Origin of the sequence: Streptococcus sp. CF10-1, from assembly GCF_024295825.1 — a bacterium.
GTDB lineage: Bacteria > Bacillota > Bacilli > Lactobacillales > Streptococcaceae > Streptococcus.
The window spans coordinates 1-24,946 of sequence record NZ_JANCPQ010000010.1; the positions used below are offsets into that span (position 1 = coordinate 1).

Annotated in this window: 28 protein-coding genes and 2 pseudogenes; all 30 read left to right on the top strand. The window is 38.7% G+C overall.

Annotated features, from left to right (window positions below; genetic code table 11):
• A partial coding sequence (locus tag NMM25_RS10015) for an HNH/ENDO VII family nuclease (protein ID WP_254736780.1) occupies positions 1 to 1,518 on the top strand: 1,518 nt, incomplete at its 5' end.
• A 20-nt stretch (positions 1,519 to 1,538) separates the two neighbouring features.
• On the top strand, positions 1,539 to 2,102 hold the full coding sequence (locus NMM25_RS10020) for a suppressor of fused domain protein (RefSeq protein WP_002879635.1): 564 nt from the start codon (positions 1,539 to 1,541) through the stop codon (positions 2,100 to 2,102).
• A gap of 16 nt (positions 2,103 to 2,118) precedes the next feature.
• On the top strand, positions 2,119 to 3,543 hold the full coding sequence (locus NMM25_RS10025; protein ID WP_254736781.1) for a TNT domain-containing protein: 1,425 nt from the start codon (positions 2,119 to 2,121) through the stop codon (positions 3,541 to 3,543).
• Positions 3,540 to 3,866: an Imm59 family immunity protein gene (locus tag NMM25_RS10030; RefSeq protein WP_084946679.1), complete on the top strand. Its 327-nt coding sequence runs from the start codon at positions 3,540 to 3,542 to the stop codon at positions 3,864 to 3,866. Before NMM25_RS10025 ends, NMM25_RS10030 begins: the two co-directional genes overlap by 4 nt.
• A gap of 140 nt (positions 3,867 to 4,006) precedes the next feature.
• Entirely contained in the window at positions 4,007 to 4,438 is a 432-nt protein-coding gene (locus NMM25_RS10035) for a T7SS effector LXG polymorphic toxin (RefSeq protein ID WP_254726640.1), read from the top strand.
• Positions 4,411 to 5,118: an HNH endonuclease gene (locus NMM25_RS10040; protein ID WP_254736782.1), complete on the top strand. Its 708-nt coding sequence runs from the start codon at positions 4,411 to 4,413 to the stop codon at positions 5,116 to 5,118. Before NMM25_RS10035 ends, NMM25_RS10040 begins: the two co-directional genes overlap by 28 nt.
• The gene (locus NMM25_RS10045) at positions 5,115 to 5,504 is read left to right on the top strand and encodes a hypothetical protein (RefSeq protein WP_000656834.1); all 390 of its coding nucleotides are present in this window, start codon (positions 5,115 to 5,117) and stop codon (positions 5,502 to 5,504) included. Before NMM25_RS10040 ends, NMM25_RS10045 begins: the two co-directional genes overlap by 4 nt.
• Before the next feature lie 116 nt (positions 5,505 to 5,620).
• Positions 5,621 to 5,890 (top strand): hypothetical protein, encoded by a 270-nt coding sequence (locus tag NMM25_RS10050; RefSeq protein ID WP_001288447.1) that lies wholly within the window; start codon positions 5,621 to 5,623, stop codon positions 5,888 to 5,890.
• Entirely contained in the window at positions 5,887 to 6,285 is a 399-nt protein-coding gene (locus NMM25_RS10055; RefSeq protein ID WP_139689781.1) for a hypothetical protein, read from the top strand. Before NMM25_RS10050 ends, NMM25_RS10055 begins: the two co-directional genes overlap by 4 nt.
• A gap of 94 nt (positions 6,286 to 6,379) precedes the next feature.
• Positions 6,380 to 6,751 carry an immunity 22 family protein gene (locus NMM25_RS10060; RefSeq protein ID WP_254736783.1) on the top strand — a complete coding sequence of 124 codons (372 nt, stop codon included), beginning with the start codon at positions 6,380 to 6,382 and terminating at the stop codon, positions 6,749 to 6,751.
• Positions 6,752 to 6,883: 132 nt separating this feature from the next.
• A complete protein-coding gene (locus NMM25_RS10065; protein ID WP_254736784.1) occupies positions 6,884 to 7,858 on the top strand; it encodes an HNH endonuclease in 975 nt (324 codons plus the stop codon).
• Between the two features lie 24 nt (positions 7,859 to 7,882).
• A complete protein-coding gene (locus NMM25_RS10070) occupies positions 7,883 to 8,383 on the top strand; it encodes an SMI1/KNR4 family protein (protein WP_000455918.1) in 501 nt (166 codons plus the stop codon).
• Positions 8,384 to 8,629: 246 nt separating this feature from the next.
• Positions 8,630 to 8,764 (top strand): annotated as a pseudogene (locus tag NMM25_RS10075) (TipC family immunity protein); the annotation flags it as partial.
• Positions 8,765 to 9,157: 393 nt separating this feature from the next.
• The gene (locus NMM25_RS10080; protein WP_254736785.1) at positions 9,158 to 9,775 is read left to right on the top strand and encodes an SAP domain-containing protein; all 618 of its coding nucleotides are present in this window, start codon (positions 9,158 to 9,160) and stop codon (positions 9,773 to 9,775) included.
• 115 nt (positions 9,776 to 9,890) lie between these two features.
• Positions 9,891 to 10,553 (top strand): DUF443 family protein, encoded by a 663-nt coding sequence (locus NMM25_RS10085; protein ID WP_254736786.1) that lies wholly within the window; start codon positions 9,891 to 9,893, stop codon positions 10,551 to 10,553.
• 171 nt (positions 10,554 to 10,724) lie between these two features.
• Positions 10,725 to 11,486, top strand: coding sequence for a hypothetical protein (locus NMM25_RS10090; RefSeq protein ID WP_254736787.1), 762 nt, complete (start codon positions 10,725 to 10,727; stop codon positions 11,484 to 11,486).
• A gap of 38 nt (positions 11,487 to 11,524) precedes the next feature.
• Entirely contained in the window at positions 11,525 to 11,887 is a 363-nt protein-coding gene (locus NMM25_RS10095) for a hypothetical protein (RefSeq protein WP_198459633.1), read from the top strand.
• A 175-nt stretch (positions 11,888 to 12,062) separates the two neighbouring features.
• Positions 12,063 to 12,944, top strand: a complete 882-nt coding sequence (locus NMM25_RS10100) for a diacylglycerol kinase family protein (protein ID WP_254736788.1) — start codon at positions 12,063 to 12,065, stop codon at positions 12,942 to 12,944.
• A gap of 63 nt (positions 12,945 to 13,007) precedes the next feature.
• On the top strand, positions 13,008 to 13,499 hold the full coding sequence (locus tag NMM25_RS10105; protein WP_254736789.1) for a phosphoribosylanthranilate isomerase: 492 nt from the start codon (positions 13,008 to 13,010) through the stop codon (positions 13,497 to 13,499).
• A gap of 177 nt (positions 13,500 to 13,676) precedes the next feature.
• Positions 13,677 to 15,419, top strand: coding sequence for a glycoside hydrolase family 13 protein (locus tag NMM25_RS10110; protein ID WP_254736790.1), 1,743 nt, complete (start codon positions 13,677 to 13,679; stop codon positions 15,417 to 15,419).
• A gap of 156 nt (positions 15,420 to 15,575) precedes the next feature.
• Positions 15,576 to 16,451, top strand: a pseudogene (locus tag NMM25_RS10115) (DUF4300 family protein).
• A gap of 21 nt (positions 16,452 to 16,472) precedes the next feature.
• The gene (locus tag NMM25_RS10120; protein ID WP_254736791.1) at positions 16,473 to 16,649 is read left to right on the top strand and encodes a hypothetical protein; all 177 of its coding nucleotides are present in this window, start codon (positions 16,473 to 16,475) and stop codon (positions 16,647 to 16,649) included.
• A 115-nt stretch (positions 16,650 to 16,764) separates the two neighbouring features.
• Positions 16,765 to 17,076 (top strand): hypothetical protein, encoded by a 312-nt coding sequence (locus tag NMM25_RS10125; protein ID WP_045591374.1) that lies wholly within the window; start codon positions 16,765 to 16,767, stop codon positions 17,074 to 17,076.
• 3 nt (positions 17,077 to 17,079) lie between these two features.
• Positions 17,080 to 17,793 carry an alpha/beta fold hydrolase gene (locus tag NMM25_RS10130; RefSeq protein WP_254736792.1) on the top strand — a complete coding sequence of 238 codons (714 nt, stop codon included), beginning with the start codon at positions 17,080 to 17,082 and terminating at the stop codon, positions 17,791 to 17,793.
• A gap of 190 nt (positions 17,794 to 17,983) precedes the next feature.
• Positions 17,984 to 18,538, top strand: coding sequence for a hypothetical protein (locus NMM25_RS10135; protein ID WP_254736793.1), 555 nt, complete (start codon positions 17,984 to 17,986; stop codon positions 18,536 to 18,538).
• 621 nt (positions 18,539 to 19,159) lie between these two features.
• The gene (locus tag NMM25_RS10140; RefSeq protein ID WP_254736794.1) at positions 19,160 to 20,620 is read left to right on the top strand and encodes an aminotransferase class I/II-fold pyridoxal phosphate-dependent enzyme; all 1,461 of its coding nucleotides are present in this window, start codon (positions 19,160 to 19,162) and stop codon (positions 20,618 to 20,620) included.
• Positions 20,621 to 21,481: a polyamine aminopropyltransferase gene (gene speE / locus NMM25_RS10145; RefSeq protein ID WP_000366713.1), complete on the top strand. Its 861-nt coding sequence runs from the start codon at positions 20,621 to 20,623 to the stop codon at positions 21,479 to 21,481.
• A complete protein-coding gene (locus tag NMM25_RS10150; protein WP_254736795.1) occupies positions 21,478 to 22,737 on the top strand; it encodes a saccharopine dehydrogenase family protein in 1,260 nt (419 codons plus the stop codon). Before speE ends, NMM25_RS10150 begins: the two co-directional genes overlap by 4 nt.
• The gene (gene nspC, locus NMM25_RS10155; RefSeq protein ID WP_254736796.1) at positions 22,737 to 23,864 is read left to right on the top strand and encodes a carboxynorspermidine decarboxylase; all 1,128 of its coding nucleotides are present in this window, start codon (positions 22,737 to 22,739) and stop codon (positions 23,862 to 23,864) included. The genes NMM25_RS10150 and nspC overlap by 1 nt, the downstream gene beginning before the upstream one ends.
• Complete coding sequence (gene aguA, locus NMM25_RS10160) at positions 23,861 to 24,946, top strand: agmatine deiminase (protein WP_254736797.1); 1,086 nt, start codon at positions 23,861 to 23,863, stop codon at positions 24,944 to 24,946. The genes nspC and aguA overlap by 4 nt, the downstream gene beginning before the upstream one ends.

The following is a 24,946-nucleotide window of genomic DNA, read 5'->3' on the forward strand; positions in this document are numbered from 1 at the left end:
AATACCCAGACAGCCCGGAAGTATGTTCAGGATACGAAGAATAAGGTCAATGCCTTTGATAAGATGACGACAACCAGCAGTACGGAGCAGCTTTTTAGTGCTTTAAGTAGCCAGATGGCGGCTGCTGGAAGAGTGAAGAGCCTGAGTTATAGTGATTCTGTTTTAACTAACTTTGTGGCGCATGAAGATCTCGGTAAAGCAATTTATGAGATGGATCAGCAGTATGCGAAAGCCAAGGCAGAAGCGATTGAGGCTGCTAAACGCAAGGCAGAACAAGAAGCCGCTGAGCGAGAAGCTTCTTATCGCCGTCATCACCCCATCCAAGCCTGGCTGAAGGATCGCTCGAATGGGATTGGTTCCTGGTGGGGCGGTGTTGTTGAGGGAACACGAAATCTGCCTATTCCACAAGACTTGAAAGATACACTCCTGTTTGCGGAAGGTTTTATTGGTTCAGCTGGAAGTATGGTTTCAGATACTGCCATCGGAGCTGTAGATTTGACTCAGATCATTGGCATTGCCAGTATTGATGGCGTCAATCGCTTAACAGGAGGTCAAACTCCAGAGTGGATGAAGCGGGACTTGCGAGGAACGGCAGATAACCTGTCTAGCCTTGTGGAGTTAGGAGTAGGAACTTACACTGCTCTGACGGATCCAGGTGCAGCTATGCGTGGCCAGGATCCCAATGCCAGCTATGCGGATAAGGCGGCTTATCGTGCTCAGGAGACAGGGAAAGCCCTCTGGGATAAAGTTACCCATATGGATGCCTATGACGCAGGAGGCTTGACCTTTGAGATTGCCAGTCTTTTTGTTGGTCCAGCAGCTGTAGGTAAGATGGCTAAGGGCACGAAACTCGGAGCTAAGGCAGCTGAGATGATTCAGTTAGCCAAGAACAGCACCAAGGCAAAAATCCTCGCAAATGTCGAGAAATGGGGTTCAAAGGTTGACAATATCCTAGCGAAGAGCAATAATGTCATTGGAAAATTTGGCGAGAAATTATTAGACACCCGAATCCCGGTTGGCATTCGTAAAAAGGCATTTGCCTTTGCGGGAGGTATGGGAACCATGCCTACCTTCAGCGTTGAGAGTAAGACTCTGCGTGATGTGATGCACTTCTCAAGCAAACATGCGGATGATGTAGTACGAGGAGTAGGTGGTTCTGGAGAAGTAAGGCAACTCGTTCCGCGTAAGCTATCTGATTCAGAGAAAAAACTTTACAAGCGTCCATCAGGTTATAGGAAGAATACAAAGGAAACTGTCTGGGATAAAGCTAAGGATGAACAAGGTGTTGTCAAAGATCCTATTACTAAAAAGGTAATGGATATTGAGGAGCCTTGGGATATGGGGCATAAACCGGGACATGAATTTAGAAAACACCAACAAAGTGCGGCTGATAGAAAAATAACTCGTAAACAATTTTTAGATGAATATAATAATCCCAATAGCTATAGACCAGAGTTACCAGAATCTAATAGAAGTCACATTGGTGAAGATAAGACGGATTTTTATTTTGGTCCATGATTTTGAAGAAAGGACTTACTATGGAATATGATAAAAAAGAGATAGCTAGAAAGCTTTTAGATGATGTTGGCGGTACTCCAAGAGTATATGCATTTAAAGATGAATCTGGAAAAGAAATTGACATATTTTGTGGTGATGATTCTCCAATTGAACACGTATCTTCTTACTCCACTGTTGGGTTATCAGACTACACTTTGAACAAAAAGATAGATGATAAATCTTTAAGAGCAGAAATTATTGGTTCAACAGATAGTAGGAATGATTTGTTTCCAAATATAATAAGTGACTGTGCTTTTAAAGTGATGAATGGATCATCTCCTTGTATGCCAGGGACTGTATTTCTAAATGCAATAGATAATTATTATCTAGATTCTAATATGAAGCACATGTTATTGACTATCCCATTTTTATGGGAGTTGCACGATTTGGAATTTGATCATGAATATGTAACTTGGTTGTTTGCAGTTCCGATTTCTGAGTCGGAGTACCATTTTTTTGTTGAGAATGGGTATCAAAAATTAGAAATGTTATTTGAAAAAAACCAAATAGATATTTATGATTTAAATCGTAGTCCTGTGGTTTAGATGATATTTTACGTTGATGAAGGATTCTCTCCTGTTTGCGGAAGGTTTTATTGGTTCAGCTGGAAGTATGGTTTCAGATACTGCCATCGGAGCTGTAGATTTGACTCAGATCATTGGCATTGCTAGTATTGATGGCGTCAATCGCTTAACAGGAGGTCGAACTCCAGAGTGGATGAAGCGGGACTTGCAAGGGACGGCAGATAACCTGTCTAGCCTTGCGGAGTTAGGAGTAGGAACTTACACTGCTCTGACGGATCCAGGAGCAGCTATGCGTGGCCAGGATCCCAATGCCAGCTATGCGGATAAGGCAGCTTATCGTGCTCAGGAGACGGGGAAAGCCCTCTGGGATAAGGTCACCCATATGGATGCCTATGATGCAGGAGGTTTGACCTTTGAGATTGCCAGTCTTTTTGTCGGTCCAGCAGCTGTAGGTAAGATGGCTAAGGGCACGAAACTCGGAGCTAAGGCAGCTGAGATGATTAGCTTAGCCAAGAACAGCACCAAGGCAAGAATTCTCGCAAATGTTGAAAAATGGGGTTCAAAGGTTGACAGGATTCTTGCGAAGAGCAATAATGTCATTGGAAAATTTGGCGAGAAATTATTAGATACCCGAATCCCAGTCGGCATTCGTAAAAAGGCATTTGCCTTTGCGGGAGGTATGGGAACCATGCCTACCTTCAGCGTTGAGAGTAAGACTCTGCGTGATGTGATGCACTTCTCAAGCAAACATGCGGATGATGTGGTGAGAGTGGCAGAGAAGCCCTTTGATAAAGAGCGGATTCTTGAAAATCTTAAGCAAAGTCGACTTGCACGGGAAAGTTCGAAGTTTGATGACTATCTTCGCAGAGAGTATGAAGCTAAGGGACACTATTTCCCAGAACGTGTTGAAATGCCAAATGGCAAGCGTGCTTATCTATCGGCAGATGATGGTTTCGATGGAAGAAAAATTCCTGTCAGATCACGAAGTTATGTGGATAGCGAAGGACATATTAAGTGGCCGGAAAAAGGTGATGGTTTTGTACTGGATAGTGCAGGGAATCCCATTACTCAACCTGCAAATTTAAAAGCAGGTGATATTATAGATCGTTATGGTCATCCATATGGAAAATTTACTAGTCCGGTGAGGGAGGAAGAGATTATCGCGTTTAACAAACGTGGTTTACCTTATCCAGAAGGCTACCAAGATTACCACCAATATAGAGTAATGCATGATTTGACAGAAGAAAATATAATAAATGCTTTTAAAACAGCTTCATCAGAAGTTAAAGAAAGCTTAATTGATGCAATGGAAAACCGGGGATTTTCTTTGTCAGATCTGGCTAATATTCAACAAGGAGAAATTGCAAAAGTCTTTGGAGCAGGTGGAGGAACTCAGATACAACTAGGGAATTCTTTGAAGTATTATGAAGATTTAGGTTTATTAAAAGAGGTGATAAAATGAATTCGGAACAAATTGAAAAATTCAAACAAGAAATAGAATGTATTATAAAAGAAAAAAATTATATATCTTTACGGTATGTTCTTTTCGATGAAACAAATAGAACACCATTTGCTGTACATATATTTTACAAAGATGGTTTATTCATGGTGAATAGCAGAGATGAGAGAGCTTATGTAATTGGAAGAACATTTGAATTTGATAATTTTTCTGAGGCTGAAAAAAAATTCTTTAATGTATTGGACTTTATAGTACGTGAGGGTCGAAGGGACATATCTAACAGAGGAAGCTATATGTATTCCTCACCTTTGTGGGACAAACCATAATGATAAATTTAGAAAAGCAACGCAGTGAAATTTGATTTGAATTTTATCGAGCTCTCCCAGCAACAAGTATCGACTGCCTTTATGCGTAGTGAGGATTTTGTTCGGTATTATTAGCCGTATGTAAACACGGAGGAAGGCTAATGGGATTTTATGTCGATATTGCGGAGCTTCAGAAAGCCCAAGAGGCCTATATGAAGATGGTCGCAACTGCTCAGAGTCAGTTGGATACCGCTAAAAATGGGATGAATGCCATCATCACCAGTAATTCCATGCATGGAGAAGTTGGGAAAGCGATTACGAATGAAATCAATAATGTTCATAACCCCGTGATTGTTGGCTTAAAGAATGGCTTAGAATTTCTAGGTTCCGAGTTTTCCAAGACGATCACGGATTTTCAGAATCTTGTTGGCGAAACCTCTGCAACAGCAGTTTTAGCAGAAGAAACTTTGGATGATGCGGTCAAGACCCTAATGCTAGCTATGCGGATAAGGCTGCTTATCGTGCTCAAGAGACAGGGAAAGCCCTCTGGGATAAAGTTACCCATATGGATGCCTATGATGCAGGAGGCTTGACCTTTGAGATTGCCAGTCTTTTTGTCGGTCCAGCAGCTGTAGGTAAGATGGCTAAGGGCACGAAACTCGGAGCTAAGGCAGCTGAGATGATTCAGTTAGCCAAGAACAGCACCAAGGCAAGAATTCTCGCAAATGTCGAAAAATGGGGTTCAAAGGTTGACAATATCCTAGCGAAGAGCAATAATGTCATTGGAAAATTTGGCGAGAAATTATTAGACACCCGAATCCCAGTCGGCATTCGTAAAAAGGCATTTGCCTTTGCGGGAGGTATGGGCTCAATGCCTACCTTCAGCGTTGAGAGTAAGACACTACGTGATGTGATGCGCTTCTCTAGCAAACATGCGGATGATGTAGTACGAGGAGTAGGTGGTTCTGGGAAGGCGGAGAGAGTCACACAAGCTGTCAATAATATGTCGGAGTTTTTTGAGACAGACTTTGGAAAAAAGATTAGGGACAATCTTAGAAAGACGAAGAAACAATATGACGGGCAAAGTGTTTATGAGGTGATGAAGAAGGTTGATAGAAATTTGCGCAAAGGAGATTACCTGTATTTGGATGGTTTACATATGGACCATTTTGAAGTTTTTGATAAACGTGGTAATTTGAAATCTGTACTTAATCTTGATGGTACTTTAAACACAGATAAGTTATTAATAGCTAAAGGAAGGAAATTACATTGAAGGAAGAAATCTATAAACTTTATGAGGTGTGTAAACGATTCAATTCGAGGCTAGGATACTCGTTAGAAGAAAATAAAAAATTAAAAGATTTTAAAGAATTGATAGATGATAATCTATCTGATGACTTTCAAGAGCTTATGTCAGGTATTTCAGCATTCAAGGAAGAAATAATTGATCAAAGTATAGCTGATGAGCAATACAGTCAATTCTATTACGAGTTATTGTCTTCGATGGCTAACTTTTCTTCTTACTTTGCAGATTTGCATGAAATAATTTTTGATCTAAACAAAAGACGCAGATTTAAAATGGGAGAAATTACCAAAGAGGAATTAGTCAGTTCAGATGAAATAATTTTAGACGATGAGGATGATGAATCTGGAAATTAAAGAATAGATATTTATTGTTTTTCTAAACGCATTAAAGATTTTGTCCGGCGGAGGATGTAGTACGAGGAGTAGGTGGTTCTGGTAGGGCGGAGCGAGCCACACAAGCTGTCAATAATATGTCGGAGTTTTTTGAGACAGACTTTGGAAAAAAGATTAGGGACAATCTTAGAAAGACGAAGAAACAATATGACGGGCAAAGTGTTTATGAGGTGACTAAAGATATAGATGATATTTTGAAAAAAGGAGATAAATTGTACTTAGATGGTCTGCATAAAGATCATTTTGAGGTATTCAATAAAAGAGGTAAAGTAAAGGATGTTCTTAATCTTGATGGAACTTCTAATAGTAAAAAATTTAATTTAGCTTCTGGGAGGAGATTAAAATGATTAGTTCAGAGTTAAAAGATGTAATGAAACGATTGACTATTCTTAATGAGAATAATAAAGGTGTGCTACTTAGAGAAGAAAGTATCAGAGATATAGACAATACGATAAATATCTTTCTAAAAAAATATGAAGATCGTTTTTATGAAGGATTAAGATTGTTTAACAAGATAGACATTACTACAATTTCCTCTTCAGAGAATTCAGATTATACTATTGCTTTCTATAATCTATTAACTGGAATTAGGGGGATAATCGATTGTTTTGATGACTTTGATGATATTTTAGTTGAAATGAATAAAAACTTCATGTATCAAAGTGGCGAAATAGCAAAAGAAGAATGGGAAAGTTCAGGGGAAGTTGTCTTGGATGACGAAGAAAATGAATTTGGAGATTGAAGAATAGATATTGATTCCTCTTAAATGAATGGGCAAGTCGAAGAATGAAAAATGGAATTTTAGATTTACCAGAAGGATTGGGAAGGTATTAAAAATGAAACAAAAAGTATCGTTATGGCTTGGTAATTTTGCCAGTCAAGAAGAATTTCAAGAATACTTCAAAATTTCATATAAAGAGGACGGGGATAGCGTTTCTTCAGAATTTGAGACAGACTTTCATTTGTCGTACTACGATAGAGATTTAGTTGAAAAAGATTGGGTTGATGTTTCTGAAAATAATATTGATGTTTTGCTTGAAGGTTTCTCATACGATGAAGAGATTATTATGCAGTTTCCTAAAATATCATCAACCTATAATACAATTGTTTTGATTTATGATTTTGATTATTCTAAAGAAGAATTAAAAGTAAGTAACAATGGTTCTGGGACATTAGAGTTTATTGGTATCGCAGAATACGATTACTAAGCGTAGCATATAAGGAATTCTGGCACATCATCACCCCATCCAAGCTTGGCTGAAGGGCCGCTCGAATGAGATTGGTTCCTGGTGGGGCGATGTCGTTGAGGGCACACGGAATCTGCCTATTCCACAGGAGGCTTGACCTTTGAGATTGCCAGTCTTTTTATCGGTCCAGCAGCTGTAGGTAAGATGGCTAAGGGCACGAAACTCGGAGCTAAGGCAGCTGAGATGATTCAGTTAGCCAAGAACAGTACCAAGGCAAGAATTCTCGCAAATGTCGAAAAATGGGGTTCAAAGGTTGACAATATCCTAGCGAAGAGCAATAATGTCATTGGAAAATTTGGGGAGAAATTATTAGACACTCGAATCCCAGTCGGCATTCGTAAAGAGGCAGTTGCCTTTGCGGGAGGTATGGGAACCATGCCTGCCTTCAGCGTTGAGAGTAAGACTCTGCGTGATGTGATGCACTTCTCCACCAAACATGCGGATGATGTGGCGAAAGTAGCAGAGAAGCCCTTTGATAAAGAACGATTACTTCAGAATCTTAAAGAGAGCCAACTGGCGAGAGAATCGTCAAACTTTAAAGAGTATGTGGCTAAAGAAAAGGACTTCTTTGAAGGCATTGCTAAAAATAAGAGATTTGAAGCATTTGGAAAAGGAGAATTATCCTTTGATGATGTCTTATCAGACTATGTATCTGAATATACAAAGTTAGTAGACGGTAATACAACATGGAATTGGAATAAAGATATTAGAGAGGGGGCTAATCTTACAGGTGCTCAAAAACGCTTGATAAAGAATGAGTCAATTAGACATGGTCTGCTACCGAAAGTCGCAGTTCGACAAGTTGAAGGGCTTAGATATGGCTACGCAGATTTTAAAGGTGTAGGTTTGGTTCAAGAGACAGTACAATTACCAAAAGAATTATGTAAGAAGACTGATAGAGAACAATTTAAGTGGTTAAATGAAAAGATCGGTGGATTTAGAGAAGGGATGACTTGGCATCACACAGAAGTTCCAGGTAAAATGGAGTTAGTTCCATTTGGTATCCATAATATAGTTCCACACAATGGAGGACGTACTATAGGTCATTGGGCCGACGCTATAAGATAAATAGGAAGGATTTAATGTTTAATAATGGAATATAAAAATACGATAATAACACCATTACCTGACGAACAGTTACTGAATGAAGAAGAAAAGATATGGAGGGTTTCACTCCCAGCATCTGCTAAGGAATTTTTTAAACAATATAGTGGGTTGATTCCTAAGAAGAATATCTTTAGCGGAAAGTTACCTCAAGATCAGGAACGTATAATAGAACGTTTTTTATGTATTTTACATGATACTCAAAATCATACTTTGGGTATGTATGATATAGATGTAATTCTAACGCAATTAGATGAACGCTTACTGTATTCTGAAGATATTTTAGGAGTAGAATTACTACCTGTAGCGGCTTTATTTGGCGGAGACTTTGTTTGCTTAGATTATAGTCAGAGAAGGGAGAATCCTAGTGTGTGCATATGGCATCATGAATCTTCTTATGAACTTAATCCATCCACAACTTTTATCACGGATACATTTGAAGAGTTTTTAGGAATGCTATATTCTGAAGATGATATTGCAAATAGCTAGTATTTGGTTACGGAATCATGCTTTTGAGTATATGTTAAGAGTAATGCACAAAATATAATGCAGGAGTCCTATTTATGGGTGATAAATTCCTTGAGTTATTTATTGAAAAAACTTTTTATAATGAGCTATTTAATAAATTGAAATCTTACATCTACCTTCATAGAGATGAAATAAAAGTTAGATCCTACACTTTATCTTCGATATCCTATAAAGCGCTAAATGATTTTAGCGTCAAGAGTGTTTTAAAAGGACTTGGATTCTTACTACGACGAAGTCGTCAACCAGAAAGTCTTGAAAGATTGGTGTAGCATTTATGACAGCAAGTACTCGCCAAGCAACTATTGCGATATCAAAATTGAACCCCAGCGGGAGAATTGGTAGTAAGTTGTATAAGAAACTATGAAATAACTTTCAAACAGTTTTACTCATTTTTATTAGGGTATTTGGAATAAGACAGTATACTTTTCGTTCAAAAGTGTTATTTAAATGTTGATTCATTCACTTTCATTCTACAGTATAGAAGTTTGCTAGCACCACATGTTGAGGCGGTATCACTGCTTGTACGAGCTGAGGCATCAGCGAAGTAGAAGTAGATGTTCCGCCCATGGGATAGGACTCGTAGAATGAGGAGGGAAACCGACGAAATGATACGGTAAGTCCGAACCGCTGAGTGTGTAAGTTTGTTAGTGAAACGAGGATAATCCTCAAAACATAGAGAGTAAAACTCCATTATTTAGAGATATCATACTAAACTGTTTTTATGGAGGTGTTTTTTTGATAAAAAGTAGACCTGAGTTTGACAAAATCGCATCCTTTGATGAGTTTAATAAATACTACTGGTACCGTGATGAACTTTCAAAGATATGCAAGTCATTAGGACTTGAATATAGAGGTACAAAACAGGAACTTAATGATATAATTGAGCAGTACTTTAAGGGTAATTTGATTAAAAAATCATCAATAAAAAGGAATAAGAAACGAGTAGAAGTCCTTACTTTAAATACTCCCTTACTTGAATGTGGATTCTCTTTTAATGCTCACTTTAGAGAATATTTCTCAACTTTAACAGAGGTTTCACCGTTTAAATTTACTGCTGTTATGGCTACTGCTTGGAGAAAAGTAAAAAGCGACAATGATTTGAGTTTCACAATACATGATATGCTAAAAGTTTATTATGGAAATTCAGATTATGCCAAGTATGATCATTCAATTTGTCAATGGAACCAATTTCTAAAGGATTTCTGTGCAGACGAAAATAGTCACAATTACTCGAATAAACTAAAAGTAGCTTCTATTCTTTGGAAAGAAGTTAGAAATTCAAGTAATGAAAAAATATATTCAAAAAATCTTTTGACTGAATATGCTGATAAAATAAATGAGTATGGCAAGTAGGATATTATTTATTTGCTTAACAACCAATTTTAAAAAAGCCAATACAAAAAAGTAAGACAAATAAGGTCTTTGATATAAGAATTGATTTAACTAGGAAAAAGTTCGAAAGATGAGTATGAAAGTAAAATTTAAAGAAACGAATAAAGTATTTTTCAAAATAGTAGAAGTAGGGGGAGAAAAGTATATTCTAGATTTGACGACCGTTAGCCCCAAATCCTATTTCTGGGGTTCTCTTCCTGATGAGATTACTGCAAAAATGCAAAAGTTAGATAAAAGAGATATGCGTTTTGAAAGTGTGGCTCCCACTATGAGTAAATCGATTGGGGTTGCAATTGGTGTAGCAATAGGGGGTTCTGGCTATCGGCTAGTGACGAATTTTTTTAGAAACAATGGGATTAGTCACAATCTTCCTTTAAAGATAGGTTTATATGGCCTGTTCATCTTCCTAGCTTATCTTGCTTTCTGGTTCATTGCCATAAGAGCTCGTCATAGCGTCCAAAAAAGACTTGAGAATAGAACTTTAAACTATCAAATAACCTTTAAACCAGTTGGAAATAAACGTCAATTAAAACATTACAAACTTCTTCCTTTTATCCTTGTTCCGACTCTTGGATGTTTTTCATTCTATCTATATACTGTTAATGGAACAGAGGGAGCCTTACTTGTTATTAATAGTATTCTATTATTGGGATGTTTTACAGTGATTTTAGGCATGCCACCACTCCGAGAAAGTGTCGAAAAACAAGAACTTGTTTTTGAAAAGATCGAGAAGTTATAAATTAATATGAAAGATGAAAGCTGTTTTATGATTCTCTTTTGCAGGTCACATTGGGTTATTTTATCAGAAAAATTAGGGAATTAATTAGAAAGTATTTTGTTGGTCATTGACTCATTTAAGTTTCAGAACCGCTCTCGTAATGCCACTTTATAATTTAGAAAAGGAGTAAAAATGAATTATTTAGAAATACGCAAGAAATATGCATTTTCTAGACAAGTCGTGATTGTTTTGGCTGTTGTTCTCAGTCTTTTTGTGGCTTGGATGGTGAAAGATAGGACTATTCAAACTCTTTGTGTTTTATTCATAAGTGCACTCTTATTTCTTTTCATAGCACTAATCAGAAGAGGTTATTTAAGGAGTGGTACTAAGTTACTGCATATGGACTTAGATTTACTATCATGGCAGCAATACATTGAGTTGAACAAAAGTGCAAAAAGAGCTATTATAAAAATGGATGTGACGCTAACATCTGTTGGGTATTCCTATATGATTGGTGATTTCGATGCTGCCATTAAGGAGGCTTCTGAAGCAATGACTGATCAAAAACTGAAGCCAAAATACAGGGATTTCTTAGAGAGTTACCTCATTCGTTCGACAGTTCTTGCAAATCCTAACCTGACCAGGGACCAGCTTGATCTTATACTAAACAAAATGTCCATATCAGATTCCTCTCTAGCTGAGAAAACAAAAAGCGTAAGTATTGCGCTTTACGATTTAACAATTGCTCATCAATCCGATGATTACTTTGAAGACTTGGAAAACGAATTTAAATATCAACAATTGGAAATCACTTACTATCAAGCCTTGAACTCTAAATTAAAAGGAGATATGACTAGGGCGAATGAGTTGTTTAGAAAACTCGCTCAAGAAGATGAACAGCTCTATATCGTCCAGAAGGCTAAAGAATTTTTAAAAAGTGAATCTATTAATTAGCGATGAATAAGTACAGAAAAGGATAAAAAGGACTAAGTGTGAAATCAAATAAATTATTGCTAATAAACGGAGTTATTTCTTTAATTGGAGCTTTAACGATTACTTACCTTTCTTCTAAAATGTGGAAATTTGAAATCATTTACTGGGTGATACCTAAGCTTGTTAGACTTTCTAGTTGGGATGGAATCTACTTTTCAACTTGTTTAATATTGCTGTTTTTTGGTTTTGCAGCATTCCTTCTTCATGATGAGGAATCAAAAGTCAATAAGAAGACTTATCAGTTTCTTTTGATTGCATCGATTATTGGTTTTATTCCAATATTAGCTGGATTTTCCAGTGTGTTCGCATTTGTTTCAGCTATTTTATACTTAATGGATTATATAAAATTGTCGAAAAAGTAAAGTAGTGAATTGCTAACAATAAGTATTTATTCTTGTTTAAGTTGAGGTTAGTGCTTGATACATTAACGTCTCTATTCTAGTTAGTGGATGTTTCAAGCATTTGGATGGCGTTTCCATAACTCAAGTGATATAATTAGTTACTAGAATTTTTGTAACTATTAAAGGAGTATTATCAATGAAAAAAGCAATGTTAATTATCAACCCTACCTCTGGTGGGGAAAAGGCCTTGGATTATAAGGTCAAACTGGAGAATAAAGCAAAAGATTATTTTGAACACGTGGAAACCAAAATTACCGAAAAGGCGCTGGATGCAACACACTTTGCTGAGGAAGCTTCTCGTGAGCAGTACGATGCAGTGGTTGTTTTCGGTGGAGACGGAACTGTCAATGAAGTTATTTCGGGTATTGCTGAGAGAGACTACACTCCGAAGTTAGGGATTATCCCTGGCGGTACGGGCAACCTCATTACCAAACTGTTGGAAATCAATCAAGACATTGATGGCGCGATTGATGAACTCGATTTTAACTTTACCAATAAGATTGATATTGGTAAAGCAAATGACAACTATTTTGGTTATATCTTTAGTATCGGTTCTCTGCCTGAGGCGATTCACAATGTGGAGATCGAGGACAAGACAAAATTCGGTATTTTAGCCTATGCTGTAAATACTATGAAGTCTGTGATGACGGATCAGGTCTTTAACATTAAGATTGAGACAGAAAATGGAAATTATGAAGGTGAAGCGAGCCATGTTTTGGTTCTCTTGACCAATTACTTCGCTGATAAGAAAATCTTTGAAGAAAACAAGGACGGCTATGCTAATATTTTAATTCTAAAAGATGCTTCAATATTCTCTAAATTATCCGTCATTCCTGATTTACTAAAAGGGGATGTTATCGGAAATGATAATATTGAGTATATCAGAGCACGTAATATTAAAATCTCTTCAGATAGTGAATTGGAGTCAGATGTTGACGGCGATAAATCGGATAACCTACCTGTAGAAATCAAAGTCCTAGCTCAACGAGTAGAAATATTTTCAAAACCGAAAGAGTAGAAGGTAAAAATTAGTTTATTGTTCACAACGAAATTAAGTTCTATATCAACGATTGGAGGAGAAATGAATTCTCTATTTGATGAATTTCGAACAATTTGTTTTCATTTAAACCAAGTCGGAATCACTCCGACGCTCATGGGGTCTTTGGGGTTTGAATACCGTTCAAATGAAGAATGGGGGCCGTCTGACATTGACATTCATGTGCCTGGTGACCCTAGAGGTTGGGAAGCACCTGATCATCTCAGGATTTATGACTGGGACAAGATAATGAAAGTGATGAATCACTTAGGCTATACCTTAATAGATATTCATGAGCATGAATTCCAAAAAGATGGTGTGAGTGTTGAATTTGGGAGTATCGATTCATTACCTGATTTTGCAGGAGTTTCGGAATCAGATATAGAGTTGATTCATCTCGAGGATATCACGTTTCGTGTTCCAAGTTTAGAACAGTATTTCAGTATATACAAGGCTTCTTCGCAAGATTCCTATCGAAATGACCACAATAACAATAAGGATTTTAAGAAGATAGATTGGCTGGAAAGACATTTGTAACTCATCGTTTAAAGAGTAGTAAGTTGTAAGACTTACTGCTTTTTTATATTCGAAAAACAATCTAGTTTAAACTACGAACAAGTCTTGAAAATAAAATTTTAAAGTAGTATACTAGAATCATAATCATGAAAACGTTTGCGTCGGAAATAAACCCAAGTAAACTAGGAGACAGATACAGTGGAATTAACAGCCATTTACCATAGACCAGAGTCGGAGTATGCTTATCTTTATCAGGATAAGACAATGCACATTCGTATCCGGACCAAGAAAGATGATATTGAAAACATCAACTTGCATTATGGAGACACTTTTATCTTTTTAGAGGAGCATTATGAAGCAAGCAAGGCGATGGCCAAAGTAACTTCTGATGCCTTATTTGATTACTGGCAAGCGGAAGTTTCAGTTGGCTATGCGCGACTCCAGTATCTCTTTGAACTCAAAGATAAGCAAAGTCAGAGTATTTTGTATGGCGATAAGGGATGTGTTGAAAACACGCTAGAAAACCTTCATTATGAAGGAAATGGCTTTAAAATTCCTTATATCCATGAGATTGATGCTTGTCATGTTCCTGACTGGGTAGCAAAGACGGTATGGTATCAGATTTTCCCAGAACGTTTTGCTAATGGGAACCCTGAGATTTCTCCAGAAGGGGCTCTGGCTTGGGATTCCTCTATCAAGCCAAAAACGAGTGATTTCTTTGGTGGTGATTTACAAGGCATTATTGATCATCTAGATTACTTGCAAGACTTAGGGATTACAGGTCTTTATCTCTGTCCGATTTTTGAATCCCCAAGCAATCACAAGTATAATACGACGGATTATTTCGAAATTGACCATCATTTTGGAGACAAGGGAACTTTCCGTAAACTGGTTGAGGAGGCTCATCAGAGAGGGATGAAAATCATGCTGGACGCTGTTTTCAATCATATCGGGGATCAGTCTCCGCAGTGGCAGGATGTTCTCAAGCATGGTGAAAAGTCGGAATATAAAGACTGGTTCCATGTTCAAGAGTTCCCAGTGACCAAGGATAAGCTTGGGAATCCAAGAAAGCTCCCTTACCATACCTTTGCCTTTGCCAGCTATATGCCCAAGCTTAATACGGCCAATCCTCAAGTGAGGGACTATTTGCTAAGTGTTGCGACCTACTGGATTGAAGAGTTTGATATCGATGCTTGGCGCTTAGATGTGGCCAATGAAGTTGACCATCAATTTTGGAGAGATTTCCGTAAGGCTGTTTTGGTTAAAAAGCCTGACCTTTATATTCTTGGAGAGGTCTGGCACACTTCTCGGCCCTGGCTAAATGGCGATGAATTCCACGCAGTCATGAACTATCCTCTCTCTGATAGCATCAAGGATTATTTCTTGCGTGGGACTAAGAAGACACCTCAATTCATCGATGAGATCAATAGTCAGTCTATGTACTATAGACAGCAGATTTCGGAAGTGATGTTCAATCTCTTGGATTCGCACGATACGGAGCGGATTTTGGCTACTGCCAAGGGAGATGTCCAACTCGTTAAGTCTGCCCTTGCTTGTCTCTTTTTACAAAGAGGGACACCGTGTTTCTACTATGGAACTGAGTTGGAGTTAGGTGGCGGACCAGACCCAGATTGTCGCCGTGTCATGCCTTGGGACCGTGTTTCAGACAGTAATGACATGCTGAACTTCATGAAGAAATTGATCCAGCTTCGTAAGAATGTTTCAGGCATTATCCAACATGGAACTTATAGCCTAAAAGAAATCAAGCCAGATGTGTTATCTCTGTCATGGGATTATGATGGACAAAAACTCCAAGCTATTTTTAACCAATCAACTGAAAACTATCTATTAGAAGACAGTGATGCTGTAGCGCTAGCCAGTCATTGCCAAGAATTGGACCAGCAACTGGTGCTTTTGCCTAAAGGTTTCGTCATTCAATAAAAAATAGGATTAAAAAAGCTGTAATGAATGGGTGATTCGTGCAGTCTTTTTTTGACTTGTGTAGTATAATATAGCTAAGTCAACGGTTACTAGTTGAATGATTAGTGAATGGTGTTTAAAGAAAAATAGAGACTTGTGCTCTAGAAGGGAAATTGCATGAAACGAACGAGAAAAGTAGTAGCCTTAGGACTGTGTTTGCCCTTATTACTTGGACTAATTGCTTGTCACCAAAATAATACGAGGACTGAAGCTGCAAATCAGACACAGACCAGTTCAGATAAAGTTCCTTGGACGGCTTCATATACCAATTTAAACAGTCAGGTAAGTTCCGAAGAGGTCAAATCTCTCTTATCAGCTCACTTGGATCCAAATAGTGTTGAGGCATTTTTCAATCTTGTTACAGACTATAATGTGACTGTCGGCTCCACTGGTTTAAGTGGGGATTTTACCTCCTTTACGAAGACAGAATATGACGTAGAGAAAATCAGCAATCTCTGGAATGAAAAAAAGGGTGACTTTGTTGGGACCAACTGTCGCATGAATAGCTATGCGCTCTTAAAAAATTCGGTCACCATTCCAAAACTTGAAAAGAATGATCAGCTGCTTTTTGTGGATAACGATGCTATCGATAAGGGAAAAGTATTTGATGCGAAAGATAAGGAAGAGTTTGATATTCTATTTTCTAGAGTGGAGACGGAAGCAACGACGGATGTAAAAGTTCACGCGTAGAAGATGGAGAAATTCTTCTCTCAGTTTCAATTCAATGATAAAGCTCGAATGTTGTCTGTTGTATTGCATGACAATTTGGATGGAGAGTATCTTTTTGTCGGGCATGTTGGTGTTTTAGTGCCAGCTGAGGAGGGTTTCTTATTTGTAGAGAAACTGACTTTTGAAGAGCCCTATCAAGCTATTAAGTTTGCGAGTAAAGAGGATTGTTACAAGTATTTAGCTACAAAGTATGCGGATTATAAAGGTGACGGACTTGCTAAGCCTTTCATCATGGACAATGAAAAATGGGTTGAAGGATATTAAGATAGGCAAAGGAGAAGCAATATGGAGACTGTAATAGCGCTTTTAGTTATTATTCTTATCGGATTCTGGGCTGTAAACATTCTCAAGCCTCGTAAGTCAAATAAAAAGGAAAGATTTATTGGCTATATGCAGCGCTATGATATTGACGGTGAAGGATATCAGTCAGAAGTTTGGGTGGTGACAGAGGATGAGAAATAAGGAGGAGATTTCTGTAGCAGTAGGTAATTTGTACTTTTTTAGGCCTCTTCTTTGTAGTTTGTCTAATATTGGTATATAATTTAATATAGAGTGATTTCTAGATAGGAGAGGGATGATGAAATTAAAAGATTTTACTGAAAAAGAACAAGAAATGATTCGTCTGGGATTGTCAACATCTGAGATTAGTGATAAGGAAACTGCTGCAAAAATACTAGGATTGGTTCCCCAAGAGTGGATTAAACGCATTCCCTTTTTCGTGAGAAAACACGCTACCACTCGAACAATAAAGCGTATTTCTATCGAATATCCAGATCTCTACGCAGTTGCCAAGAGAAGTGGTGAGATTCCTGAGAAGGAACGAGAAGAATTGCGCCAAATCATTACAGATATTTTCCAAGAAAAAATGAATAAGCATAGTATTAAGTAGAGAATGAAAATATATTTTATTGGCGGTTTGGGAAGTAATTTTTATCATAGCAAGGATTTTCTTCAAGAGCTAGATTCGAAGGCTTGTTTTCTAAATCCATATGAAAAGTATTTTAGAGATGAAATAGAATTGAAATCATGGTTTAAAAAGGAGACAGTTGAGGAAGAATCTATCTGTCTGATAGGTCATTCTCTTGGAGGAGATTTGGCTCGTTATTTCGCATCGGAATTTCAAGAAGTGGAAAAACTTATTCTTTTGGATGGTGGCTATTTAGATTTAGATAAGATTTTACCTTTAGATACAGAGTTAGAGGAAACTAAAAACTATATAAAGTCTCAAATCCTTTCTGACTTAGATATTCTTATTTCTAAAGAAAAATTTGAAGCAAAGCATTGGTCAGAAAATATGGAGGAAGCTGTAAGACAGTCCTACCACTGGAATGTGCAGTATAATAGATATGAGTTAGCTATAAATTATAAAAATATAGAAACATTACTACAGCTACGGAGAAAAATACAAGCGTTTAAGAGAAAAGTGGGAGATGCTTTGTTTATCAGTCCTCTCTATCCTAATGAAGCTACATGGAGAGAGGAAGCCCTAAAAGAATTGCCAGACTATATTGACACTATTTTTCTAGAAAACTTTGATCATGAGCTTTATACTCAAGCACCTAAAGAAATTGCTTCTTTGATTAATGAGTGGCTCTCTTATTCTTAGCGAACGATTGATTGAACTATGATAATTAATATAAGATTACAGTCTACTCAGATTCAATAAAAATCGTACACCTGATGATTTGTCTGGTGAAGAAAATATTCTACTGTGTAGTCGGACGGGATAGATAGAAATTGGTTATAGAATTTGTAAGCATAATAAATTTTAAACTTTAAGATGGAGGATTAAAGAGATGGGAAAAATTGAATGGAACCAGATAAAGACGCGTTTAGATGCCTTGCTTGTCATTGATGAGTATCGAACAGATCCAAATAAGACCTGGCTTCGATTGATCGTTAAGACTGAGGAAAACTATGGACTCCGCTACCTTATTGACAATGGCTCTGGTGATTCTCTAGATGTGATTTTGACTGATAAAATGATCCTCATAAAAGGTTTTGATCATGAAAGCAGTTTGAGTCAATTTGCTGCGGATGAGTGGAATCAAGACATCATAGACGGATTTTATAAAGGACTGGATGAAAAGTATCAAAATCTTTACTCAGAAGAGCAAAAAGATGAAACAACTTTCTTTATCTGGTATGACGGTCAAGAGCATCAAAATACCTACCAAGAGCAGGACGGTGGCGAATGGTTATTATCCTATTTCTTTGAAAGTTTTGAGAAATTTCATGAGTTTGTGACGGATTACTATTCAATTACCGTAGATGAGGACTTACTTAGAAAACTTTACAATCAAGGACAGCTTTCAGAAGTAGAATTGGAGCAGTTGATTCATACTTCCTAGCTGGAAATATTTATGAAATCTGATGAAAAGAATTGATTTTCAATATCAAGTTATACTTTAAGATTATTGAAGCTGTAATGTCTGTAGTTCCTTTTTTCTTATATTAATGACATTTTAAAACGATTTCCTCTTATAGTTCAATAGAATTTGACGAACAAAAAAAGAAATTCTTTAAAAAAGTTTCACAAAATCCTTTACAAGCTCTTGTAAACATGATATAGTTATAAGGCTTAGAAAATGAGATGATGTTTTCTAGCAAATATAAACCCGAGTAAAAAATGCCTACGGACAGGCAGGGTTGAATGCCGAAGCGTGGTTAAAAAGCCACATTATTGATAGGGTTAAAAGCCTACTTTTATAAGTTGATGTTAGGACGTTTGTCCTAATTCATAAATTTTTAGTGTGGTGAAAGCACACGTCATCTTGTGAAACGATCAATAAAGTACGTAATATTTGCTACTAGAGAGTTAGGAAACATCAGGAACAGACATACTCAACAGAAACCAAAATACACACGTCAGAAGATTGCAGAGCAGGTGAAAACCTGCTCTTTTTTCATAAGTCAACCTTTAGTCGCCTTTATCTTTTTGAGGTGCTAAAAATACGGTAAAGGAGTATGTCTTGAAGAAGTTAGATCAAAACCAAGCCCCAATTTATGAGGCCTTGGTCAAGCTACGCAAGAAAAGAATTGTCCCCTTTGATGTGCCAGGTCACAAGCGTGGACGAGGAAATCCAGAACTTGTCGAACTGTTAGGAGAAAAATGTGTTGGCATTGATGTCAATTCTATGAAACCCTTGGATAATCTCGGCCATCCTATTTCGATTATTCGGGATGCAGAGGAGTTGGCAGCGGATGCTTTTGGAGCAGCCCATGCCTTTCTCATGATTGGGGGAACAACCTCATCAGTTCAAACCATGATTCTTTCGACTTGTAAGGCAGGAGATAAGATTATTCTGCCACGGAATGTCCACAAATCTGCTATCAATGCACTGGTTCTATGTGGTGCCATTCCCATCTATATCGAGATGAGTGTGGATCCTAAAATTGGTATCGCTTTAGGACTTGAAAATGACCGGGTGGCACAAGCCATTAAGGAACATCCAGATGCTAAAGCCATTTTGATTAACAATCCAACTTACTACGGGATTTGTTCAGACCTCAAGGGTTTGACGGAAATGGCTCATAAAGCTGGCATGTTGGTCTTAGTAGACGAAGCTCATGGAGCGCATTTGCATTTTACAGATAAATTGCCACTATCTGCTATGGATGCTGGAGCTGATATGGCGGCGGTCTCTATGCATAAGTCTGGTGGAAGTTTGACTCAAAGTTCCATTCTGCTTATCGGGGAGCAGATGAATCCTGAGTACGTTCGTCAGATTATCAACCTGACCCAGTCTACATCTGCCTCTTACCTACTTATGTCTAGTTTGGATATTTCTCGTCGCAACTTAGCCCTTCGTGGCAAAGAGTCTTTTGAGAAAGTCATTGAGCTATCCGAGTATGCTCGTCGTGAAATCAATGCTATCGGTGGTTACTATGCCTACTCAAAAGAGCTCATAGACGGTGTTTCGGTCTGTGATTTTGACGTGACCAAGCTGTCAGTTTATACTCAGGGTATTGGCTTAACAGGTATTGAGGTTTATGACCTCCTCCGAGATGAATACGACATTCAGATCGAGTTTGGGGATATTGGCAATATCTTGGCCTATATTTCAATCGGTGATCGCATCCAAGACATTGAGCGTCTGGTCGGTGCTTTGGCGGATATCAAGAGGCTCTACTCAAGAGATGGAAAGGACTTGATAGCTGGAGAATATATCCAGCCAGAGTTAGTGCTGTCTCCTCAGGAAGCCTTTTATTCAGAGAGAAGAAGTTTAACCTTGGATGATTCTGTTGGACAAGTCTGTGGGGAATTTGTCATGTGCTATCCTCCAGGAATTCCAATCCTAGCACCAGGTGAACGCATTACACGAGAAATTGTGGATTATATCCTGTTTGCCAAAGAGCGTGGTTGCTCCCTCCAAGGGACGGAAGATCCAGAGGTCAATCACATCAATGTCATTGAAAGAAAGGAGAACTAGATGGATTTATGGTTTTCTGAAGTTCATACTCCAGATGTGAAATTATCCTTGAGAACAGCCAAGCAACTCTACGCTGGAAAAAGTGAATGGCAGGATATCGAAGTATTAGATACGCCAGCTTTTGGGAAAATATTGATCTTAAATGGCCATGTCTTGTTTTCAGATGCAGATGATTTTGTTTACAATGAAATGACGGTCCACGTTCCCATGGCTGTCCACCCAAATCCAAAGAAAGTCTTGGTTATTGGAGGTGGCGACGGTGGTGTTGCCCAAGTATTAACCCTCTATCCAGAATTGGAACAAATCGATATTGTGGAACCGGATGAGATGCTGGTTGAAGTCTGTCGTGAGTATTTCCCAGACTTTGCTGCGGGGCTAGATGATCCTCGTGTTACCATTTACTACCAAAATGGGCTACGCTTTTTACGAAACTGTGAAGATGACTACGATATTATCATCAACGATGCGACAGATCCCTTTGGACATACGGAAGGGCTCTTTACCAAGGAATTTTACGGCAATAGCTACAGAGCTCTCAAAGAAGATGGCATCATGATTTACCAGCATGGGAGTCCTTTCTTTGACGAAGATGAGTCAGCTTGCCGAAGCATGCACCGCAAGGTCAATCAAGCTTTTCCAATCAGCCGAGTTTATCAGGCACATATCCCTACCAGTCCTGCTGGCTATTGGTTGTTTGGATTTGCATCGAAAAAATACCACCCTGTTAAAGATTTTGACAAGGAAGGCTGGAAAAAACGCCAGCTTTTCACGGAATACTATACTGCAAACTTACACGTGGGAGCCTTTATGTTGCCCAAGTATGTTGAGGACATTTTAGAAGAAGAGGAAGGAAAAAAATGAGTCGTTTATTAGTTATTGGATGTGGGGGCGTTGCCCAAGTTGCTATTTCAAAGATTTGCCAAGATAGCGAAACATTTACAGAGATTATGATTGCTAGCCGCACTAAGTCAAAATGTGATGACTTAAAGGCTAAATTAGAAGACAAAACAAGTACAAAGATTGAGACAGCTGCCCTTGACGCTGACAAGGTTGAAGAAGTGATTGCTTTGATTGAAAGCTACAAGCCAGAAGCCGTTTTGAACGTAGCTTTACCATACCAAGACTTAACTATTATGGATGCTTGTTTGGCAACAGGTGTCCACTATATTGACACAGCCAACTACGAGGCAGAGGATACAGAAGATCCTGAGTGGCGCGCTATCTATGAGAAACGTTGTAAGGAACTTGGTTTTACAGCCTACTTTGACTACTCGTGGCAGTGGGCTTATCAGGAGAAATTTAAAGAAGCAGGCTTGACAGCTCTTCTTGGATCTGGTTTTGACCCAGGTGTGACTAGTGTCTTTTCAGCCTATGCTCTCAAACACTATTTTGATGAAATCCACTATATCGACATTTTAGACTGTAATGGTGGTGACCACGGTTATCCATTTGCAACAAACTTTAACCCAGAAATCAATCTCCGCGAGGTTTCTGCGCCAGGTTCTTACTGGGAAGATGGAAAATGGGTCGAAGTCGAAGCCATGTCTATCAAGCGTGAGTATGATTTCCCTCAAGTTGGACAAAAAGATATGTATCTCCTTCACCATGAAGAAATCGAATCACTTGCCAAAAACATTCCAGGTGTTAAACGCATTCGTTTCTTTATGACTTTTGGCCAATCTTATCTAACTCACATGAAATGCTTGGAAAACGTTGGTCTCCTTCGTACGGATGCTATTAACTTTAATGGACAAGACATTGTACCGATTCAATTCTTAAAAGCCTTGCTTCCTGATCCAGCCAGCCTTGGCCCACGTACAGTTGGAAAAACCAATATCGGCTGTATCTTTACAGGTGTCAAAGACGGTGTTGAAAAGACTATCTATATCTACAATGTTTGTGATCATCAGGAATGTTACGCAGAAGTTGGTTCACAAGCAATCTCTTACACAACAGGCGTTCCAGCCATGATTGGGACCAAATTAGTGATGAACGGAACTTGGAAACAACCTGGAGTTTACAACCTTGAAGAATTGGATCCAGATCCATTCATGGAATCTTTGAATGAGTACGGATTGCCATGGGTTGTGGTTGAAAATCCACAAATGGTGGACTAATGAAGTTAGAACAAGTACCCACACCAGCCTATGTCATTGACTTGGCCAAGTTAGAAGCCAATTGCCGTATTTTACAGCAAGTTCAGGAAGAAGCGGGCTGCAAGGTTTTACTGGCCCAGAAGGCGTATTCTCTTTATAAAACCTATCCCTTAATTAGTCAGTATCTCTCTGGTACAACGGCTAGTGGACTCTATGAAGCGAAGCTTGCTAGAGAAGAATTTCCGGGGGAAGTCCATGTCTTTGCGCCAGCTTTCAAGGATGCGGACTTGGAGGAATTGCTGGAGATAACAGACCATATCGTTTTTAACTCCGAGAGACAATTGCGTAAACATGGTGCTCGTTGTCGAGCGGCTGGTATCAGTGTCGGTTTGCGCCTCAACCCACAGTGTTCAACTCAAGGAGATCACGCGCTCTATGACTCTTGTGCTCCGGGATCTCGGTTTGGAGTGACTTCAGACAAGATACCGAGTGATTTGCTGGACTTAGTGGATGGGCTTCATTTTCATACCCTTTGTGAGCAGGGGGCAGATGATTTAGAGACAACTTTGAAAGCAGTAGAAGCTCAATTTGGACCCTATTTGCATCAAGTTAAATGGCTCAATATGGGTGGTGGACACCACATCACTAGAGAAGACTATGATGTGGATTTGCTGATTTCTGAAATCAAGCGTATCCGAGAAACTTACAATCTTGAAGTCTATATCGAGCCGGGAGAAGCTATTGCACTCAATGCGGGTTATCTAGTAACTGAGGTATTGGATATTGTCGAAAACGGTATGGATATTTTGGTTTTAGATGCCTCTGCAACCTGCCATATGCCAGATGTACTTGAAATGCCCTATTGTCCACCTTTGAGAAATGGATTTGAACCGCAGGAAAAAGCCCATACCTATAGACTTTCTTCTAATACCTGTCTGACGGGTGATGTGATTGGAGATTATAGCTTTGAAAATCCAGTCCAAATCGGTGACAGACTCTATTTTGAAGACATGGCTATTTACTCGTTTGTCAAAAATAATACCTTTAACGGTATTGGCTTGCCAAGTCTCTATCTCATGGACGAGCAAGGTGACTGCAGCTTAGTCAAAGCTTTCGGCTATCAAGACTTTAAGGGGAGATTATCATGATAGAAACTCCGAAAAAAGCAGGTTATCGTATGCCAGCAGAGTACGAACCACACCATGGTACCCTCATGATCTGGCCGACTCGACCAGGTTCATGGCCCTTTCAAGGAAAGGCTGCCAAAAGAGCATTTACTCAGATTATCAAGACCATAGACCAAGGGGAAACTGTTTATCTTTTGGTGGAGCAGGACCATCTATCTGAAGCTCAATTCTATCTTGGAGACAAGGTTGTTTATTTAGATATTCCTATCAATGATGCCTGGGCGCGTGATACAGGTCCGACTATTCTCGTCAATGATAAAAGAGAAAAGTTGGCAGTAGATTGGTCTTTCAATGCCTGGGGTGGTACAGTCGATGGTCTTTATCAAGATTATGAAGAGGATGACCAAGTAGCTAGTCGTTTTGCTGAGTCCTTGGAAATGCCTGTCTATGATGCCAAACCTTTTGTACTGGAAGGCGGAGCCATACACAGCGATGGTCAAGGGACCATTCTTGTGACTGAAAGTTGCTTGCTTAGTCCTGGACGCAATCCCCATCTTAGTAAAGAGGAAATCGAAAACACCTTATTAGAGTGCCTTGGCGCTGAAAAAGTTATCTGGCTGCCTTATGGTATTTATCAGGACGAAACCAATGAACACGTTGACAATGTTGCAGCCTTCGTTGGTCCTGCAGAGCTTGTCTTGGCTTGGACAGATGATCAAAATGATCCCCAATATGCCATGTCAGTAGCTGATTTAAAGCTTTTAGAGAAGGAAACGGATGCAAAAGGGCGTCCCTTCACCATTCATAAATTGCCTATCCCTGCAGTTCGACAAGTTGTAACCGAAGAGGATTTGCCAGGCTACATCTATAAAGAAGGGGAAGAAGAGCGTTATGCAGGTGAACGTCTTGCAGCTTCCTATGTCAATTTCTATATTGCCAACAAGTCTGTCTTGGTTCCCCAGTTTGAGGATGTCAATGACCAAGTTGCCCTAGATATCCTCAACAAGTGTTTTCCAGACCGTAAGGTCGTAGGAATACCAGCAAGAGACATTCTTTTAGGTGGTGGAAATATCCACTGTATCACCCAACAAATCCCAGAATAG